The 18,102-nt window shown below is 75.9% G+C and carries 16 protein-coding genes and 1 tRNA gene; 8 read left to right on the top strand and 9 right to left on the bottom strand.

Annotated features, from left to right (window positions below; translation table 11 throughout):
• Positions 1-103: 103 nt before the first annotated feature.
• The 5 genes from BGO37_RS07355 to BGO37_RS07335 all read right to left on the bottom strand — a co-directional run bounded on the left by BGO37_RS07355 (position 104) and on the right by BGO37_RS07335 (position 4,952).
• Entirely contained in the window at positions 104-2,014 is a 1,911-nt protein-coding gene (locus tag BGO37_RS07355) for an FAD-dependent oxidoreductase (protein WP_291753557.1), read from the bottom strand.
• A gap of 123 nt (positions 2,015-2,137) precedes the next feature.
• On the bottom strand, positions 2,138-3,262 hold the full coding sequence (locus BGO37_RS07350) for a HAMP domain-containing sensor histidine kinase (RefSeq protein WP_291753555.1): 1,125 nt from the start codon (positions 3,260-3,262) through the stop codon (positions 2,138-2,140).
• 43 nt (positions 3,263-3,305) lie between these two features.
• Positions 3,306-4,031 carry a response regulator transcription factor gene (locus BGO37_RS07345; protein ID WP_291753553.1) on the bottom strand — a complete coding sequence of 242 codons (726 nt, stop codon included), beginning with the start codon at positions 4,029-4,031 and terminating at the stop codon, positions 3,306-3,308.
• A 10-nt stretch (positions 4,032-4,041) separates the two neighbouring features.
• Positions 4,042-4,308 (bottom strand): hypothetical protein, encoded by a 267-nt coding sequence (locus tag BGO37_RS07340; RefSeq protein WP_291753551.1) that lies wholly within the window; start codon positions 4,306-4,308, stop codon positions 4,042-4,044.
• Between the two features lie 194 nt (positions 4,309-4,502).
• On the bottom strand, positions 4,503-4,952 hold the full coding sequence (locus BGO37_RS07335; RefSeq protein WP_291753549.1) for a hypothetical protein: 450 nt from the start codon (positions 4,950-4,952) through the stop codon (positions 4,503-4,505).
• Positions 4,953-5,068: 116 nt separating this feature from the next.
• Between BGO37_RS07335 and BGO37_RS07330 the strand changes: the two genes are divergently transcribed.
• The 3 genes from BGO37_RS07330 (at position 5,069) to BGO37_RS07320 (ending at position 7,754) form a co-directional block, all read left to right on the top strand.
• Positions 5,069-6,613: an alpha/beta hydrolase gene (locus BGO37_RS07330; RefSeq protein WP_291753547.1), complete on the top strand. Its 1,545-nt coding sequence runs from the start codon at positions 5,069-5,071 to the stop codon at positions 6,611-6,613.
• 263 nt (positions 6,614-6,876) lie between these two features.
• A tRNA-Thr gene (locus BGO37_RS07325) sits at positions 6,877-6,949 on the top strand.
• 139 nt (positions 6,950-7,088) lie between these two features.
• Positions 7,089-7,754, top strand: a complete 666-nt coding sequence (locus BGO37_RS07320) for a DUF5668 domain-containing protein (RefSeq protein WP_291753546.1) — start codon at positions 7,089-7,091, stop codon at positions 7,752-7,754.
• A 175-nt stretch (positions 7,755-7,929) separates the two neighbouring features.
• Here the strand turns inward: BGO37_RS07320 and BGO37_RS07315 are convergent, their stop codons facing one another.
• Positions 7,930-9,366 (bottom strand): hypothetical protein, encoded by a 1,437-nt coding sequence (locus BGO37_RS07315; protein WP_291753544.1) that lies wholly within the window; start codon positions 9,364-9,366, stop codon positions 7,930-7,932.
• 130 nt (positions 9,367-9,496) lie between these two features.
• On the opposite strand from BGO37_RS07315, the gene BGO37_RS07310 reads away from it, so the two are divergent.
• Both BGO37_RS07310 and BGO37_RS07305 read left to right on the top strand, forming a co-directional pair.
• Entirely contained in the window at positions 9,497-10,474 is a 978-nt protein-coding gene (locus BGO37_RS07310) for a M15 family metallopeptidase (protein ID WP_291753543.1), read from the top strand.
• Between the two features lie 14 nt (positions 10,475-10,488).
• A complete protein-coding gene (locus BGO37_RS07305; protein ID WP_291753541.1) occupies positions 10,489-11,067 on the top strand; it encodes a YdeI family protein in 579 nt (192 codons plus the stop codon).
• A 169-nt stretch (positions 11,068-11,236) separates the two neighbouring features.
• Here BGO37_RS07305 and ligD read toward each other — a convergent pair whose 3' ends face one another.
• From ligD to BGO37_RS07290, 3 genes are read right to left on the bottom strand one after another with little or no spacing between them, the layout of a single operon-like run.
• The gene (gene ligD / locus BGO37_RS07300; protein WP_291753540.1) at positions 11,237-12,310 is read right to left on the bottom strand and encodes a non-homologous end-joining DNA ligase; all 1,074 of its coding nucleotides are present in this window, start codon (positions 12,308-12,310) and stop codon (positions 11,237-11,239) included.
• 23 nt (positions 12,311-12,333) lie between these two features.
• Positions 12,334-15,231, bottom strand: coding sequence for a helix-turn-helix transcriptional regulator (locus BGO37_RS07295; RefSeq protein ID WP_291753539.1), 2,898 nt, complete (start codon positions 15,229-15,231; stop codon positions 12,334-12,336).
• A complete protein-coding gene (locus BGO37_RS07290; protein WP_291753538.1) occupies positions 15,213-15,434 on the bottom strand; it encodes a hypothetical protein in 222 nt (73 codons plus the stop codon). The genes BGO37_RS07295 and BGO37_RS07290 overlap by 19 nt, the downstream gene beginning before the upstream one ends.
• Positions 15,435-15,719: 285 nt before the next feature.
• Between BGO37_RS07290 and BGO37_RS07285 the strand changes: the two genes are divergently transcribed.
• The 3 genes from BGO37_RS07285 (at position 15,720) to BGO37_RS07275 (ending at position 18,011) form a co-directional block, all read left to right on the top strand.
• The gene (locus BGO37_RS07285; RefSeq protein WP_291753536.1) at positions 15,720-15,959 is read left to right on the top strand and encodes a PspC domain-containing protein; all 240 of its coding nucleotides are present in this window, start codon (positions 15,720-15,722) and stop codon (positions 15,957-15,959) included.
• 46 nt (positions 15,960-16,005) lie between these two features.
• Positions 16,006-16,416 (top strand): ATP-binding protein, encoded by a 411-nt coding sequence (locus BGO37_RS07280; RefSeq protein WP_291753534.1) that lies wholly within the window; start codon positions 16,006-16,008, stop codon positions 16,414-16,416.
• A 245-nt stretch (positions 16,417-16,661) separates the two neighbouring features.
• Positions 16,662-18,011, top strand: coding sequence for a chromosome partitioning protein (locus tag BGO37_RS07275; RefSeq protein ID WP_291753533.1), 1,350 nt, complete (start codon positions 16,662-16,664; stop codon positions 18,009-18,011).
• Positions 18,012-18,102 lie beyond the last annotated feature (91 nt).

Raw genomic sequence — 18,102 nt, 5'->3', positions numbered from 1 at the left:
GCAGCACAGCCGCGGTGCAGCACCACCGCACTACCGCACGGCAGCACAACCGCACAGGCGCGCGCCCCGGTGGGACCGTGCACCGCGGCGGCGACCGCGATCGCTAGAGCGAGAGCCCGCAGACGAAGCCCTCGCGGCTGGCACGCAGCGCGTCGGACGGCTCGGCGGCGTCGCCGATGACCCGCACGTCGGCGATCGCCCGGACCTTGTCGAGCCACTCGTCCTCGGGCGACATCCCGAGTGCGAGGACCACGGTGTCGCACGGCAGCGAGAGCGCGGCACCGTGCTGCTCGATCTCGACCGTGCCCTCGGCGAGGGCGGTGATCGTCGCCTCGACCACCTGCTGCACGCCGTGCCGGTCGAGCTCTTGCAGGAGGAAGTAGCGCCGCGCGAGGTTCTCCTCGAGGGCCACCCCCGGCAGCTGGTCGACGATCGTCACCTGCCGGCCCAGCGTCGCCAGGTAGAGGGCCGTCTCGCTCCCGATCATGCCGCCCCCGGCGACGACCACCCGGGTGCCGGTGGTGGCGTCCCCGGTGAGCACGTCGCAGGCCTCGACGACGTTCGCGCCGTCGATCCCCGGGATGGCGGGCCGCAGGTGCTTCGACCCGGCGGCGTAGACGACGACATCGGGCTCCAACGCGACGAGGTCGGCCGCCACCTCGGAGCCGAGGGTGATGCTGACGCCCAGCCGGCGCAGCTCCTCGCCCAGCCAGGTGACATAGCTCGCGAGCTCGCCCTTGCCCGGCGGGATCGCGCCCACGAGGAACTTGCCACCGAGGTGGTCCAGGCGCTCGTGCAGGTGCACCTCGTGGCCGGCCAGTCGGGCGCCGCGGGCGGCCTCGAGCCCGGCCGGACCGCCGCCGACGACGAGCACCTTCTTCGTGACGGCCGCGGGCCTGACCTCGTCGGCGGCCTCGAACCCGAGGGACGGGTTGACCAGGCACCGGATCGGCTGGTTGCCGAAGAGGATGGTGATGCAGCCCTGGTTGCAGCCGATGCACGGTCGGATCTCGTCGGCCCGGTCCTCGGCGACCTTGCGCGCGAAGTCGGGGTCGGCGAGCGACGCCCGGGCGAGCGAGATCAGGTCGGCCTGCCCGGCCTGGAGCACCGCCTCGGCGATCTCCGGGTCCTTGATCCGCCCGACGACCTGGACGGGGATCGAGACGACCTTCTTCACCGCCGCGGCGAAGTCGGCGATCCACGCCTGCTTGACGTACAGCGGGGGCACGATCGCCCAGGCGCTCTCGTAGGTGCCCGCGCTGATGTGCAGCATGTCGACGCCCGCGGCCTCCAGTCGGCGGCAGATCGCCAGCGTCTCGGCGAGCTCGCGGCCGCCGATGACGAGCTCGTCGGCGGAGATGCGGAACGAGACGGGGAAGTCGTCGCCGCACGTGGCCCGGATGCTCGCGACGATCTCGAGCGGGAACCGGAGCCGGTGGGCGAGCGGTCCGCCGTACTCGTCGGTCCGCTTGTTGGAGTAGGGCGACATGAACTGAGCGATGAGGTAGCCGTGCGCCCCGTGCACCTCGACGCCGTCGAAGCCGGCCTCCTTGGCTCGGCGTGCCGTGTCGCCGAACTGGCCGACGATCGTCGCGATCTCGTCGACCGTCAGCGGGCGCGGCACCTCACCCATCACGGGGCAGGGCAGCGCCGACGCCGACACCGGCTGCGCGCCGATCAGCGCCGAGGAGGTCTGCCGGCCGCAGTGGTAGATCTGGGCGAAGATCTTCGCCCCCGCGGCGTGGACGCGTTCGGTCAGCTCGCGGTGCGGGGCGATCTGCTCGTCCTTCCACAGACCCGCGCACCAGAAGCCGCGGCCCTGCGGATCGACGGCGTAGTCCTCGGTGACGATGAGGCCGAAGCCACCGGCGGCCCGGGCCTCGTGGTAGGCGATGTACTGCTCGGTCGGCATGCCGTCCTGGTCGCAGTAGTCGGTGACCATGGCGGCGACGGCCATGCGGTTCTTGATCTCGATGCTCCCCACGGTCAGCGGGGAGAGAAGGATCGACGACACGGCATCTCCTTTGCGCCGGGGCGGGGCGTCGTCGCCCCGCCTGCGCACCCCGCGTGGGCTGGCCACGAGACGCTGAGGTCGACGCTAGTCAGCCCGCATCGCCGACGACAGGGCCCGTCGCCGTCAGGGGCGCGAGGGCGCTGCCGCCGGCAGGGTCACCGTGAACTGCGCGCCACCCTCCGGGGCGACGCCGACGGCGATGCCACCGCCGAGCCGCTGCACCAGCCCGTGCACCAGGGACAGCCCGATGCCGACCCCGACCGGTCGCTCGTCGCGGTAGCGCTCGCCGAGGGCGCCCGGCTCGAAGGCCACCGCACGGTCCTCAGCGGTGAGGCCCGGTCCGCCGTCGCGCACCTCGAGGACCGCCCCGGTGGGTGTCGCCCGGGCGGCGAGCACCACGGGCCGGCCCGCCGGGGTGAGCCGCAGCGCGTTGGCGACCAGGCCGTCCAGCACCTGGCGCACTCGGCCGGCGTCGGTCTGCACGACGAGCGGCCGGCCGGGGTGCTCGACGACGAACCTGGCGCCCGTCGCCTCGGCGCGGGGAGACCACGTGCCCGCCGCCTGCTCGAGCAGCACGGCCAGGTCGGTGGGGGCCGGCTCGAGCCGGAAGTCGTCCGCGCCGAGGCGGGCGAGGTCGAGGAGGTCCTCGACCAGCCTCGTCAGGCGCGCGGCCTCGTCGACCACGACCCGCCCGGCCTCCCGCGCCTCGTCGCCCGTCACCACGCCGTCGGCGATCGACTCCCCGAACCCGCGCACGGCCGTCAGCGGCGTGCGCAGCTCGTGCGACACCGAGAGGAGGAACTTGCGCTGCCGTGCCTCCGACGTCTCGAGGGCCGTGGCCAGCGAGTTGAGCGACTCGGCGACCTCCGCGATCTCCGGCGGACCCTCGAGCGGCACCCGGACGTCCCTGCGACCCGCCCCGAGCTCGCGCGCGGCGGCCGCGGTTCGGCGCAGCGGTCGCGTCAGGACCTGCGCCGTCGCCGTCCCGGCGAGCAGGCCGACGACGAGCCCCGCCGCGCTGCCGGTGACGACGGCGCGCCCGACCCGCCGGGTGGGGGCCACCACCGCCGCGCGCTCCTGCGCCCGGGTCCGGGCCGTGTCGGCGGTGCCGGAGTTGCGGATCGCCGCGAGGCCCGCCCGTTCCTCGGCGACCACCACTCTGGCCGCAGCGAAGCCGGCCAGCGCCGCTGCCGCCAGGGCGACCCCGACGCAGGTGAGCGTGATGCGTGTCGTCAGGCTCGTGCTCATCGGGCGCCCGACCCTCGCCGGCGTGGCGGCGGAACGCGGCCGGTCACGCGCCGCCGCCGCGCTCGTCGGGCGCGCTCGGGCCCCGCTCGTCGGCCACGTCGCCGCCGCGCTCGTCGGCCGCGTAGCCGACGCCCCGGACCGTCCGCAGCGGGGCCCCGGCGCCGAGCTTGGCGCGCAGCTGGGCGACGTGGACGTCGACCGTCCGCCCGCTGCCGCCGCCGTACCCCCACACCGCTGACAGGAGCTCGTCGCGCGTCCAGACGCGCCCCGGGGCGCGCAGCAGGTGCGCCAGCAGGTCGAACTCGGTCGGCGTGAGGTGGACCTCGTCCTCGCGGGCGTACGCCCGCCGACGCGTCACGTCGACGCTCACCGTTCCGAGCCGCAGCAGGTCGTCGTCCACGGGACGGGCCCGGCGCAGCACCGTGTGCACGCGCGCCACCAGCTCGCGCGGGCTGAAGGGCTTGGTGACGTAGTCGTCCGCGCCGAGCTCGAGGCCGAGGATCCGATCGACCTCGTCGTCCCTCGCCGTGACGAAGAGCACCGGCGTCCGGTCGCCGCGCTCCCGCAGCCGCCGGCACACCTCGATGCCGTCCAGGCCGGGCAGCCCGATGTCGAGGACGGCCGCGACCGGGCGCCGCGTGAGGATCGCCTGGAGCGCGGTGGCACCGTCCGCGTGCGACTCGACCCCGAAGCCGTCCCGGGTCAGGTAGAGCTTGACCAGGGAGGACACCGCGGGGTCGTCCTCGGCGAGCACGACGAGGCCCGGCACGGGCACCTCCTCACGAGTTGTCGGACGCGATGTCCCGGTCCACCTCGTCGGCCAGCGCGCCGGCCGCGTCGAGCGCCTGCTGGAGCGTGGCGACGCCCGTGGCGGCAGGGCCGGTTGCCGCGGGCGTCGCCACATCCTCGCGCGGGGCGGCGGGCGCGGGCGAGGTGGTGGCGGCCGACGCGCCGAGCGTCCCGGAGGCGGGAGCGGCGCGGTCCGGGCCCCCCGCCCGGCCGCACCCGCCCAGGGCCAGGGCGACGAGCAGGACGGCCGCCGCCACGGCTGCGCCACGCCGCCGCGTCACCGCGACGGCTGGACCGCCGCGCCGGGCCGCCGCGGTGGAAGGCGCGGGCCGCCCTCCGACGACGCCCGTCGCCGACCCCTCGCGGACGGTGCTCCCCTGCCCGCGCGGGCGGTCCTGCCCCCGGGCACCGGCCGGGCGGCCGTGGTCGGCCTGCGCCTCCCCGACGGCGGTCACTGGCCGGCCGCGGGCAGCGCGGCGCACACCTCGGAGTCGATCGTCTTCAGCCGGTCGAGGGAGTGCTGCAGGGCGGTCACCCGGTCGGCCCGCCGCGTGGCGCGCGCGTTCAGGACGTTCGCCGTGTCGTTGTGCCCGGCGCTCGCCGCGCGCTGGGCACGGGCCCGCAGGTAGGCGGCCGAGCCGGGCGTGGACGAGTCGCCCTGGATCCGCGTGATGAGCGCCTCGAGGCGGTGCTCGGTGGTCCCGACCTTGGCGCAGAGCGCCCGCGCGGTCGCCAGGTTGGTGGTGATGGTCACCTGGTCGCCGTTCACCGAGGTGCTGAAGGAGGGGGACGGCGTCGGCGCGGGCGTCTCGGCGGCCCAGGCCGTCCCGGTGCCGAGGGCAGTGGCGAGCAGTGCGGTGGCGACGACGGCGGTGGTGCGCCGCGTGGTCCAGCGGACCATGGGTGGCTCCCTTCGGGTGGCGTGATCGGACGAGAGGCACGCTGCCGGGTCGAGGTGCGGGGCCGGTCAGCGGAACGTTCGGGTTTCGTCAGGATCGGGCGGCTACCGTGGTGGCCGTGCCGCTGACCCGTCGCCGAGCCGCCGTCGTCGTCGTCCTCACGTCGGCGGCCCTGCTGCTCGCCGGGTGCGTCGCGCCGGTGCACCAGGTCACCGCGCCGACCGCCAACCCGAGCGTGCAGACGCCGCCGCCCTCGGCGCCCGCCGGCGCGGCGAGGTTCTACACGCAGCACGTCGCCTGGTCGTCGTGCCCCAAGGGCACCCAGGCCGACCAGTGCGCGACGATCGAGGTGCCGCTCGACTGGGCCCACCCGGAGGGCGACACCATCAAGCTCGCGGTGGCACGCGACGCGGCCACGGGCAAGGACCCGGTCGGCTCGATCCTCGTCAACCCGGGTGGCCCGGGCGCCTCGGCCATCGACTTCCTCTCCACGGTCGACACGATCATGAGCGTCGAGGTGCGCGACGAGTACGACCTGGTCGCCTTCGACCCCCGGGGCGTCCAGCGCAGCGCACCCGTCACCTGCTACGACGGCGCCCAGATGGACGAGCTGACCGCCGCCGACTTCGACCTGAGCACCGACGCCGGCGTGCAGCAGCAGACCGACGCCTGGGCGGCCTTCGGCAAGGCGTGCGCGGCCAGGACGGGCGCCGTGCTCGGTCACGTCGACACGGTGAGCTCGGCCCGCGACATGGACGTGGTCCGGGCGCTCGTCGGCGACCCGAAGCTCAACTACCTCGGCTACTCCTACGGCACCAAGCTCGGAGCGACCTACGCCGCCCTGTTCCCGACGACGGTCGGCCGGATGGTGCTCGACTCCGCGCTGGACCCGATGCTCGACGGCGACCAGATGGCCGCAGGGCAGGCGGCCGGCTTCGAGAGCGCCCTGCGCGCATACGCCACGAGCTGCCTGGCGGGCTCCCGCTGCCCCCTGACGGGCCTGATCGACCACGCGATGACGCAGATCAAGACCCTGCTCGACAAGACCCACACCAACCCGCTGCCCACCTCGTCGGGCCGCCGCCTGACCGCCCCCCTGGCGTTCAGCGGGATCGCGTACCCGCTCTACTCGCAGCAGGCCTGGCCGCAGCTCACGACCGCGCTGCGATCGGCGCTGGCCGGCGACGGCTCGGTGCTCCTGGCGCTCTCGGACGCGTACTACGACCGCGCCTCGGACGGGACGTACACGACGAACACCACCGAGGCCTTCAGCGCGATCAACTGCCTGGACCTCAAGGCGACGACCGACCTGGCGCAGATGCGGAGCGACGCGGCCCAGATCGAGCAGGCCGCCCCGACGGTCGGGGAGTTCTTCGCCTACTCCGGCACGCTGTGCGAGCAGTGGCCGGTGCCGTACGTCGGCGGCCTGTCCGACTACTCGGCCAAGGGCGCGCCGCCCATCCTGGTCATCGGCACGACGAACGACCCGGCGACCCCGTACGCCTGGGCGCAGGCGCTCGCGCAGGAGCTCTCCTCCGGCGTGCTGCTGACGCACGTCGGCGAGGGTCACGGCGTGTACGGGCTGGGCAACACGTGCGCGACGAGCGCGGTCGACAACCTCTTCCTCGACGGCACGCCGCCGAAGGCCGGCACGCGCTGCTGACGCGCCGGCGGCGCCGCGGGGTGCGTGGCCGGCGCGTGGCCATTGCGTGGCCGGTGCCTGGTCGGTGCCTGCTCGGTGCTGGGCGGGTGTGACCGGGTGCCGCCACCGAGCACAGCAGCTCACGCCGAGCACGGCAGGCGGGAGTGCCGTGCTCGGCACCAGCTGCCGTGCTCCCGATGCGGGGTTCACCCCGCCGGATCCGCTTTGGAGCCTGCACCGGGCTCCGGGTACAGTTGCCACGCTCGCCGGGCGTACCCGGCGACGCCGCCTTAGCTCAGTCGGCAGAGCGTCTCACTCGTAATGAGAAGGTCAAGAGTTCGATTCTCTTAGGCGGCTCCCTGACCAGCGGCTTCGTCCTTCGGACGGAGCCGCTTCGTCGTTCCTGGCGTGGCTGGGTCGAGCAGCGGGCGACCTCGTCGATCGCCCGACCGGCCGATCCCCGGTGGCCGTGGGCGGGCGCCGCTACGGTGGCCGCATGAGTCAGCGGTCCCTCGGTCAGCTGGTCCTCGGCACCGTCGTCATCCTCGCCGGGGTGGTGCTGCTGCTCGACCGGCTGGGTGTCGTCGCCGCCGGCAGCGTGTGGGCGGTGTTCTGGCCCCTGCTGCTCGCCACGTTCGGGCTCGCCGCCCTGCTCGTCGTCCCACGCGCCTGGCTCGGGCCCGTGCTCCTCGTGGCCTTCGGCGTCTACTGGCTGCTGGAGACGCTCGACCTGGTGCACATCAGCGCGTGGACCTACGTGCTGCCCGTGGCGATCATCGTGCTCGGGCTGTCGATCCTCGTCGCCTCCACCACCCACCAGGACGACGCGGACCGCATCACCGGGCTCGTCTTCTTCTGGGGTGCGAACCGGCGCAGCGTGTCGCAGCGCTTCCGGTCGGCGAGCCTGACCTCGATCTTCGGCGGCGTCAACCTGGACCTGCGCGCGGCGAGCTTCACCGGGACGGCGCGGGTGGACGCGTTCGCCCTGCTCGGCGGCGTGGACATCAAGGTGCCGCCGACCTGGCGCGTGCGGGTGATCGGCCTTCCGGCCCTGGGCGGCTGGACCGACAAGACGAACCCGCCGGCCTACCCCGACGCGCCCGTGCTCGAGGTGCACGTCGTGTCGATCCTCGGCGGGGTCACGCTCAAGCACGGCGGCTAACCGGCGCCGGCGCCCGCCGCCTGAGCACGGCGCCCGTCGCCGGCGCGGCGCCGGCCGCCCGAGTACGTGGACCCGTCGCCGGCGCGGCGCCGGCCGCCTGGGCACGTGGCCCCGTCGCGTCGGGTGGCGGGCGCGCGACGACGGCGGCCCGTCGACGCGGCGTCCCGATCCGCGGCTACAGCAGGCGGGCGATGTGGCCGACGACGAGCGGCGGGCCGAGGGGGCCGGTGCCGAGCACGTCGTCGACGAACCGACGGCCGACGCGCACCCCGCCCGTCCCGGCGTCCCACGCGTCGACGACGACCGCCGGGAACGCCTGGCGCGGCCCCGGCAGGTCGGCCGGGTCGCGCTCGATGAACGTGATCGCGGCGCGCGCGGCGCCCGACGAGCGGACGAGCTCACGCGCCCGGAAGCGGGCCTCGCCGGGATCGCCCGGGCACGACTCGGTCCGTCGGCCGCCCTGGGCGTCGAGGAGGAGCACGAAGACCTCGCGGTCGAAGGCGCCCGTGTCGCGCAGCAGGACCATGGCGTGGTCGAGCGCGTCGAGCGCGAAGTCCTCGGCCGGGGTGCCTGGCGCGGGGGCGGCTTCGGCCGGCGCATCCGCCGCGGTGGCCAGCTCGCTGTCGCCCGATGCGTCGATCGGAGCCGCGGCCCAAGGGGCGCCGACAGGGAGCACGGCGGCACGGGCGACGGGCGCCGGCACGTCGACGGGCGCCGTCGCGACGGGCACCCGGGTGGGAAGGGGCGCAGCGGCGAGCGGCTCCTCGGGCCCCGGCAGGAACACCGGGCCGGAGAAGCCGGCGCCGAACAACCCGGGGGCCTCCGCGGGGGGCGCAGCGTCCGGCGCCGCGGTCGTCGACTGAGGCGGGGCCGCCTCGGGCGCGGTCGCGCGGGTCAGCAGGGTGACCGGCAGGGGCGCGGCCGCCGGCGCGACGAACTGCTCGTCGGCCGGCTCGAAGGCCGACGGCGTCATGAGGTCGGCGGGCAGCGTCGGCTCGGCGAGGGCGATCGGGGGCACGTCCGCGACCGGTGCCGCGATCCGCGTCGGCAGCGTGGGCGTCGACCGGGTCGGGACCGCGGTCATCGGCTCGTAGGGCGGTGCGGCTTCGTCGTCCGCGGCGTCGACCGGGGGCGCGGCGGTGGCGAAGGCGGCCTCGTCGTCGGGCCCGCGGCGCGGCTGGGGCACGGTGGCGCCGGAGAGGTGGGCGGCGGCGCGCGAGAGGTACTCCGCCATCCAGTCGCGGGCGCGGGCGTCCCAGCGGTCCTGCGCGTCGAGGAACGGCACGACCGGCGCCTGCGGACGCAGGTGCGAGACCACGCCGAGGGTCGGTCCGGCCGGCCCGGGCCACACCCGCCAGCGGACGCCGGCGACGTGCACGGCGAGCAGGTCACCGAGCGCGGTGGCGACCGCCTCGACGAAGCCGGCGGGCGCGGGGCCGCCGTGGCCGGCCACCATGGAGTCCCAGAGCCACGAGATCGCGCGGGGATCGGTCCGGTCGCACGCGGACGCGAGCACGGCGCGCAACCGATCGAGGTCCGCGGTCTCGGCGTAGGTCAGCTCGCGGTCGGCGGCAGGGACAGGGCGGCTCCACGCAGGGGAGACCTCGATCATGAGGTGGGCATCGTCGTACGGCCGTCCCGGCTTGAGTCCGGGGTAGGTAGGTTTCCCCCTTCCGGGTGACTTCACCCTAGCCGTCCGCCTAGCCTGGGCAGCGCCAGCGTCCGCCGTTCCCGGAGCCCGCATGCGCCGTCCGCTCGTCGTGGTCCTCGTGGTCGCGGTGGCGTTCGTCGCCGGCGGCGCAGCCGCGTGGGGCTGGGAGGCGCGCGCGGTGTCGCAGGCGGGGACCGCCAGCCGGGACCGGGTGGCCCGGGCGGTCGTCGCGGACCGGCAGGACGACGGGCTGGCGATGGGCCTCGCCGCCCGGTCCGCCGGCGTCGCCGGGAGCGACCTGGCCGGTGGTGCCCTCGACGCGTTGTCCGCGGCGATCCCGGGTGCGCAGGCGACGCTGGACGCCAGCGCCGGGCGGGTGGCCGACGCCGCCGTCCGGCAGGAGCTCTCGGCCGCGATCGCGGTGGCGCACGCGGTGCCGGCCTCCGCCGCGCCCGCCGTGGCCGGCGAGGTCCTGGCGCGCCTGACGGCCGCCGCGGCCGCCGTCACGGCCGCGCAGCAGGAGTGGCAGGCCGCGCGGTCGACCCCGACCCCGACGGCCCACGCCTCGGCGCGTGCCGCGCCGCGCCCCGCGACGCCGACACCCGTCGACACGTGCCGGACGACCTACAACGGGCCGGCCTTCTACACGTCGGTCCCCGCGGCCGAGGGTGACCCCACCGCGAACGGCCGGCTCCCGGCCTCGGTGATGGCGCCGGTCTCCTGGGCGACGGACTCCCGTGGCGACGGCTACTGGTTCGTCAAGGCTGCGACCGCGTCGCTCGAGGAGCTCGACGCGGCGTTTCTGGCGGCCTTCGGGCACCACCTGGACATCGACCTGGCGTACCGCGACTACGCCACGCAGGTGGCGATGTACCAGGCGCTCGGCTCCTCGGTGGCGGCCTACCCCGGCACGTCCCACCACGGCTGGGGCACCGCCTTCGACGTCCCGGAGTGGCCGTGCCAGTACGGCCTGCACACGCCCGAGCGCGACTGGCTCGTCGCGAACGGGCCGACGTGGCACTGGTTCCCGGACCCCTACGAGTACTGGCACTACGACTACAAGCCATGATGGGCGAAGACGCCATGAGGGACCACGCGCCGCGCTTCCACCCGCGGGACGCCGAGGACTGGTGGTCCTGGCTCGCCGCGCACCATGACGACCCCGAGCCGGGCGTCTGGTTGATCGAGTGGCGCCGGGCGAGCGGGCGGGTGCCCGTCGACTACGAGGACCTCGTCGCCGCCGCGCTGGCGCACGGCTGGATCGACGGCACGCGCCGGACGATCGACGACGAGCGGGCGGAGATGTGGTTCACGCGCCGCCGCCCCGGCAGCCAGTGGACGCGGCTGTCGAAGGAGCGGGCCGCCCGCGTGGAGGCGTCGGGCCGGATGACCGACGCCGGCCGCGCGGTGATCGCACGCGCCCAGGCCGACGGCACGTGGTCGCAGCTGGACGCCGCGGAGGACGGCGTGGTGCCCGACGACCTGGCGGCCGCCCTCGCCGCGAGGCCCGGTGCGCGCCAGCACTTCGACGGCTTCCGGCCGGGGGTCCGCCGGTCGATCCTCGCCTGGATCGCGCAGGCCAAGCGCCCGGAGACCCGGGCCGGGCGGATCGTGGAGACGGCCGACAAGGCGGCCGCCGGCATCGCCGCGCACCAGCAGTAGGGCGCCCATCCGCTCGTCGCGCAGCAGCGGGGCGCCCGTCGCCATGGCCGACCACGAGCCGCAGGGCGGCCACCGGCATCGCCGCACGCCAACGGGGCGGCCGCTGGGGTCGGGGCGAACCGGCAGGGCGCCTGACGCGCGTCCGGTCCCGGCGGGGGCCGGCCGGAGGTCAGGCCCCGGCGTCCTTGCGGGCGCGGCTCGGCTGGACCCGCTTCGGCTCGCCCGGCATCTTCGGGTACTCCGGGGGATAGGGCAGGTCGCCGGCGCCCTCGTCGCGCTCCTGGCGGGCGGCGAGCTCGAGGGCCGACTCGAGCGAGTACCGCGGGGCCCCGCCCGCGACGAGCGGGGCGAACAGGTCGCCGACGGCGGCGAAGCGCGCCGGCATGGTCAGCACGTCGAAGTCGTCGGGCTGCACGTCCGGCACCTCGTCCCAGGTCAGGGGCGCGGATACCGTGGCGCGGGCGTTGGCGCGGACCGAGTAGGCCGAGGCGATGGTGCGGTCGCGCGCCATCTGGTTGTAGTCGACGAAGATCGCCGCGCCGCGCTCCTCCTTCCACCACTTCGTCGTGACCCGCTCCGGCAGCCGGCGCTCCAGCTCGCGGCCCAGCGCGATCGTCGCCCGGCGTGCCTCGGTGAAGGTCCAGCGCGGCTCGATCGGCACGAACACGTGCAGGCCACGGCCGCCGGACGTCTTGGGCCAGCCCGTCAGGCCGTGCTCCGCCAGCAGCTCCCGCAGGTGCGGCGCGACGAACGCCGCGTCGGCGTACGACGTCCCCGGCTGCGGGTCGAGGTCGATCCGCAGCTGGTCCGGGTGCTCCACGTCGTCGCGGGTCACCGGCCACGGGTGGAACGTCAGCGTGCCGAGGTTGGCCGCCCACGCGACCACGGCGAGCTCGGTCGGAGCGACCTCGTCGGCCACCCGCCCGCTCGGGAACGCGATCCGCGCCGTCTCGACGTACTCGGGGGCCCCGGCCGGCACGCGCTTCTGGTAGAACGCGTCGCCCTTGGGGTCCATCCGCGTGGCGCGCTTGGCCTCCGGGAAGAACCCGCGCGGCCAGCGCTCGAGCGTCGTCGGCCGGTGCAGCAGCGCGGCCAGGATGCCGTCGCCCACGGCGAGGAAGTACCGGACGACGTCGAGCTTCGTCAGCCCGCGGTCCGCGAAGTAGACCCGGTCCGGGCTCGACACCCGGACCGTGCGTCCGCCGACCTCGAGCTCGACGGCGGGCTCGTCGTGCGCTGCCACGCGCTCACGCTACGGGCGCGGGGTCAGGACGGCGAGAGCAAGCCGCGCTGGTGGGCCACCGAGACCGCCTCGGCACGGCCGGAGACGCCGAGCTTGGCCAGCACGTTCGACACGTGCACCGACACCGTCTTGTCGGAGACGAAGAGGCGCTCGCCGATCTGCCGGTTGGTCAGGCCCTGCGCGACGAGCCCCAGCACCTCCGTCTCGCGGGCCGTCAGCACGTCGGCGCCGGCGAACCGGACGCCGGGCAGCTCGAGCCGCGCCCGGCGTCCCAGCCCGCGCACGGCGTCCGCCAGCGGGCGGGCGCCCATCGCGTCGGCCTCCGCCAGCGCGAGGGCCGCCTGCTCACGCGCGCCGGCACGGTCGCCCGCCGCGACGAGGGCGGCCGCCCAGCGCCACCGGGAGCGTGCCGTCTCGTAGCGGAAGCCGGGTGCGAACTCCTCGACGGTCCCCTCCCACAGCGCGGGGTCGTCGCGCCCCAGCAGCCGTGCGTGCTCGGCGTGCGCCCGGGCGAGCCACGCCCGACCCTCCGGCCCGAGCGTGCCGCCCCGCGGCCGGCCCAGCTCGGCGGTGCTCCGCGCCCGCTTGACCAGGCTGTCGCCGGCGGCCACCCGCGCGGCAGGGTCACGACCGTGCAGGCGCTCGTCCTCGGCCGCGTAGGCCAGCGCCGCCAGCGCCAGCGCGCAGTGCCAGATGCCACCGAGGAACGTCTCGGACCACGTCCGCGAGAGGTCGTCGAGCACCCGGCCGGCGCGCGCCACCGCCTCGTCGTGCCGCCCGGCCCACGTCAGGGCGTCCACGGTGGTGCCGCCCGCGACGTGCAGGATCATCGGGTCCCGGTGCCACTCGCCCATGAGCTCGGTGCCGCGCGCGACCGCGTCGGCGTCGCCGCGCGCCACCGCCGCGTACAGGCGCACTGCCTCGACGAGCGTCATGGTCGACTCGAGGCCGGCCGGCGCCGCCCGCAGCGTGCCCGCCGACAGGTCCCCGGTGGTGTACCGCACGAGCTCCCCGAGCCACTGCAGCGAGATCCCGTAGCTGGACCAGGTGAGCCCCAGCCCGTCGGCCCTGGCCAGGCTCTCGCCGACCAGGCTCCCGGCGCCCGCGACGTCGCCGGCGTAGAAGCGGCTCGACGCCAGGTTGAACCGGGCCCGCAGCTCGGTCACCCCGTCGCCGGACTCCCGCGCGCGCTCGAGGGCGTCCCGCAGCAGCCGCTCGGTCTGCTGCGGCGACTGCTGGTCCAGCACCGCCAGCGTCGTCATCGCGTCGGACTCGGCGTCGGCGGCGCCCACACGCCGCGCGAGGTCCACCGCCTCGGCCGCGACGGCCGCCGCCTCCTCGTCCAGATCGCTGTCGAGGGCCACCCGGGCGCCGGCGGCCAGGGCGCGGGCGCGGTCCGCGTCCCGCTCCGGCAGGTCCGCGAGGGCGGCGACGATCTCGAGCCGCGCGTCCCGCGGCCGCTCGAGCCCGAGGAGGGCGCGCGTGAGGGCGATGCGCAGCACCGCGGCGCGCCGCGGGCCGGTGGCCCGGTCCTCGAGCGCCGAGCGCAGCAGCGCGACCCCGTGCTCGATCGCGCCGGCCTCGACCGCGGCGCGGGCGGCCGCCTCGACCACGCCGACCCGGTCGAGGCCGATCGTCGCCGCGGTGGCCGGCACGGCGTCCCACAGCCGCAGCGCCACCTCGAGGTGCCGCAGCCGCTCCTGCGGGGCGAGCATCTCCGCCGCCGCCTCGGCCGCCGCCCACGAGGCCCGCAGCGCGACGTCGAGGTCCGGGGCGAGCAGCGCGTGCGACGCGAGCTCGGCGGCCGAGCCCAGCGCCGGATCGGCCTGGAGCGCCGCCAGGTATGCGCGGTGGAGGGTGGACTTCTCGCCCGGGAGCAGGTCGCCGTAGACCACCTCGGCGAGCAGCGCGTGGCGGAAGGCGATCTGGCCCTGCTCCTCGCGGAGCACGTTGTGGGCGACGGCGTCGCGCAGCGCGGCGTCGACGTCGAGCCCGCGGTTGCCGTCGGCCGCCACCGCGGCGCGCAGCAGCGGCTCCGCCACCCGGCGCCCGGCGACGGCGGCGACCTGCACCAGGTGGTGCACCGTGGGTTCCAGGGGGTCGAGCCTGGTGCGCAGCACGTCGGCGAGGGACCACGGCAGCTGGTCGTCGTCCGGCCCCGCCTCGAGGATCTCCACCGCGAAGTAGGCGTTGCCCTCCGACCGCGCGCGCACCTTGTCGAGGGTGGCGGGCGGCAGCGGGCGCCCGACGACGCTCGTCGCGAACTGCCCGAGCTCGTCGCGCGTGAAGGGGGACAGGTCGACGCGCTCGACGCGCGGATGGCGCGCCAGCTCGGCGGCGACCGCGCGCCACGGGTGGCGTCGATGCAGGTCGTCGGACCGGTAGCTGGCGGCGACGACGAGGTGCTGGTCGGTCATCCGGGCGACGAGGAACCGCAGCAGGTCGCGCGAGCTGGCGTCCGCCCAGTGGAGGTCCTCGAGCACGAGCAGGAGCGGGTGCTCGGGCGTCGCGGCGGCGGCCAGCACCGCGGCGATGCCCTCCAGCAGGCGGCGCCGGTCGGCGCCCTCGTCGTCGGTCCCGCCCGCGCCCGGCAGGAGGCGGCGCAGGGCCGGGTGCTCGGCGGCCACCGCCTCGACGGTGGCCGGGTCGAGCCGCTGCAGCGCGTCGAGGGCCTCGGTGAACGCGAGGTACGGGAGGCCGATCTCGCCCAGGTCCACGCAGTGGCCGGCGACGACGTGCGCGCCCGACGAGCGGGCGAGCTCCGCGACGTGCTCGAGGAACCTCGTCTTGCCGACGCCGGCGTCCCCGGCGACGAGCAGCAGGGACGGCTCGCCGGCCTGTGCTCGGTCCAGCGCCGCCGTCGCCCGGGCGACCTCGGCCTCGCGGGCGACGAACGGGATGCTCACCGCGCTACGTGCCACGCCCCCGATCCTCGCAGCCGCCACCCACGCAGCACAGACGTCATGCCATGGGTGCGGACCGCGGTGGGGGCCGGGTTCTGGGCGGCGCGGGCACGGGCCGCGCGGCGCTCGTAGGCCGCACGACGAGCGGCGAAGGAGCAGCCGGCGCGCTCGCGGCGGTAGGCAGCCTCGGCTTCGAGGGCCGGGCCCTGGGTCTCGATCATCGTCGATCGTGCCTTCCCTTGTGGGGTTCGTGGCGTGGGGGTCCTCGTGGGATCCACTACGGATGTTCTATCGGAACGGTCAGCGTTTGTCATGAGCAAAACGTCCCTACGGTGCTGTCAGTTCGGGTGATGTCATCACGGTCGCCGTGAGGTGGCGGGGCGCGCATCGGGCGTTCTCCCGAACCGTCGTCGGCGCGGCCCCCTGAGGCGGCCTGAGGTGCCTCAGGGGGACAACGGGGGAGGTCCCCGATGTCGCCCGGACGGCCCGCAGGCACGCTGTGAGCCATGGACGCCTTCGCCCGTCAGGGACTCGTCAGGCCGCGTCACGGCCGCGTCGTCGCGGGGGTGTGCGCCGGGCTGGCGCGCCGCCTCGGCCTGGGCCCGTGGGTGACGAGGATCCTCTTCCTGCTCGTCAACCTGCTGATCCCGGGCAGCTTCCTCATCGTCTACGTGGTGCTCTGGGTCCTCATGCCCGCCGAGGAGGAGGACTGGCGCCGGCCTGAGGGATATCACCCAGGCGCGTGACCCTCCGCGCCCAGCGGAACCGGGACTCCTCGGGCACCCTGTTGCGGTGGGCGAGGTCCGGGACCTGTCGAGTGCACGCAGCGCGCGGGGGCGCGGGGCGGAGCACGAGCTGTCCTTGCCGGCCGAGCCGGGTGCCGCGCGGATCGTCCGGCACTGGGTGATGCGGGTGGTCGCGGCCGCCGGCATCGGCGGCGCGCTCAACCAGCTCGTCGAGGTCCTGACCGCCGAGCTCGTCTCCGAGGCGGTCAAGACCGGCACGCCCGACGACGAGGTCGACGTGCGCCTCCACATCGACGACGACGGCGTGCGCGTGGCCGTCACCGGCCCCGGCACACCCGCCCTCCCCTCGAACGCCACCAGCCTCGCGCTCGTCGAGGTGCTCTCCAACGCCTGGGGGAGCAGCCGCGGCCGCGACGGCCAGCGGACCGTCTGGTTCGACGTCGCGACCGCCGGCTGAGCCGCGCCCGCGCGCGACCTTCGCTCGCTGGTCCACCGTTCGCTCGTCTGCCCTTCACCGTCCGCCGGTCCGCCGCACCTGGCCGGTGCCCTGCCGCCTCTGCGCGCACGCGCCGTCGGCGACAGCGCGGGGCGCCGTCGCCTGCGGCCCGCTCGGCGCGACGAGACCCGCCCGGGGTAGTTTCATTCGGTTACGGAGATCCACTGCTCCCACTCGTGGCGGGGCACGACGAAGGGCGGTTTGCGATGACGGACGGCAGCGGCGAGGCGGGGTCCGGCGGACCGGCCCGCGTCCCGACGATCACGGCCGAGGTGCGCGACGACGGGACGGGCGAGCTGCGCGTCGACGGCTCGCTCGAGACGATCGCGCGCTCCGACCTCGCGGAGGCCGGCGCCGAGGTGACGTCGCGCGTCGCCGCGCTGGCCGCCCGGCTGGGCTCGCCCGTACCGATGGAGGTCCGCGACCCGGACGGGCTGTGGTCCCTCGTCGTCCACCCCGACGGCCGCGTGGACCAGGCCGCGCCCGACGGTGCCCCCGCGACCGCCGCGGCGACGGTGGCGGCGGCCTCGGCCACGACAGCGGCGTCGCCCGCGCCGCCGGCCAGGGCCGCGGCCACCCAGACGCCGCCGGCCGCGACCCGCACCCCCGGCGGTGGCGCCCCGCTCCCGACGCTCGAGGACCTGGTCACCACGCGACGGTCGGAGCGCCGCGAGCCGGCCCGCCGGGGCTGGCGCCATGGCGTCGCCCTGGTGACGTTCGGCGGGATCACGCCCGGTCCCGGCCGCGCCGAGCGGCGCGAGCGCGCCGCCGTGCACGCGCTGCGCCGCCCGCTGGACGGGCCGCGCACGGTCGTCGTCGTCAACCCGAAGGGCGGGGCCCACAAGACGACCGCGACGATGCTGCTCGCCGCGACGTTCGGGCTGCAGCGCGGCGGCTACACGCTCGCGTGGGACAACAACGAGACTCACGGCACCCTCGGCTGGCGCGCCACCCCGGCCCAGCACGAGCGCACGGCCGTCGACCTGCTCCGCACGATGCCCGTGCTCGCCGCCCGCGGCACGGTCCGGATCGGGGACCTGGACGGGTACGTGCGCACCCAGCCGACCGAGCAGTTCGACGTGCTGGCCTCCGACGAGGACGCGGCCTCGGCCGCATCGGTCGACGCGGAGTCGTTCCGCAACCTGCACCGGCTGCTGTCGCAGTTCTACCGGGTGCTGGTGATCGACACCGGCAACAACATGCGCGCCTCGAACTGGCGCGCGGCCATCGAGGCGGCCGACCAGCTGGTGGTGGTGAGCACGGTCCGCGAGGACACCGCGCAGTCCGCCGCCTGGGCGCTCGACGCGCTGCGGGCCTCCGGCCACGAGGACGCCGTGCGGCGTGCGGTGACGATCCTGTCCGACCCGGCGCCACGGGCCGACCGTGACCTGCGCAAGCGGCTGCGCTCGCACTTCGGCGCGCTGACCAGGGCGGTCGTCGAGGTGCCGTACGAGCCGGAGCTCGTCGGCGGCGGCCGGATCGCCTACCGGAAGCTGCGACCCGCCACCCGCGAGGCGTGGCTCTACGCGACCGCCACCGTCGCCGAAGGGCTGTAGCCGGCCGGTGGCCCCCATGGTCCTCACCGGAGGGCCGCAGATCATGCGCCACCGCGACGCCGGGGGAGCCTGGTGCCGGGGTTCGGCGGCG

Source organism: Cellulomonas sp. 73-92, assembly GCF_001898175.1.
GTDB lineage: Bacteria > Actinomycetota > Actinomycetes > Actinomycetales > Cellulomonadaceae > Cellulomonas.
This window is presented reverse-complemented; position numbering and strand designations above follow the sequence as displayed.

Bases quoted from the DNA above. Each gene is read 5' to 3' on its own strand.
- BGO37_RS07350 (WP_291753555.1), bottom strand. From the start codon at position 3,262: ATGAGCACGAGCCTGACGACACGCATCACGCTCACCTGCGTCGGGGTC.
- BGO37_RS07335 (WP_291753549.1), bottom strand. From the start codon at position 4,952: ATGGTCCGCTGGACCACGCGGCGCACCACCGCCGTCGTCGCCACCGCA.
- BGO37_RS07320 (WP_291753546.1), top strand. From the start codon at position 7,089: ATGAGTCAGCGGTCCCTCGGTCAGCTGGTCCTCGGCACCGTCGTCATC.
- BGO37_RS07315 (WP_291753544.1), bottom strand. From the start codon at position 9,366: ATGATCGAGGTCTCCCCTGCGTGGAGCCGCCCTGTCCCTGCCGCCGAC.
- BGO37_RS07310 (WP_291753543.1), top strand. From the start codon at position 9,497: ATGCGCCGTCCGCTCGTCGTGGTCCTCGTGGTCGCGGTGGCGTTCGTC.
- BGO37_RS07305 (WP_291753541.1), top strand. From the start codon at position 10,489: ATGAGGGACCACGCGCCGCGCTTCCACCCGCGGGACGCCGAGGACTGG.
- BGO37_RS07290 (WP_291753538.1), bottom strand. From the start codon at position 15,434: ATGATCGAGACCCAGGGCCCGGCCCTCGAAGCCGAGGCTGCCTACCGC.
- BGO37_RS07285 (WP_291753536.1), top strand. From the start codon at position 15,720: ATGGACGCCTTCGCCCGTCAGGGACTCGTCAGGCCGCGTCACGGCCGC.
- BGO37_RS07275 (WP_291753533.1), top strand. From the start codon at position 16,662: ATGACGGACGGCAGCGGCGAGGCGGGGTCCGGCGGACCGGCCCGCGTC.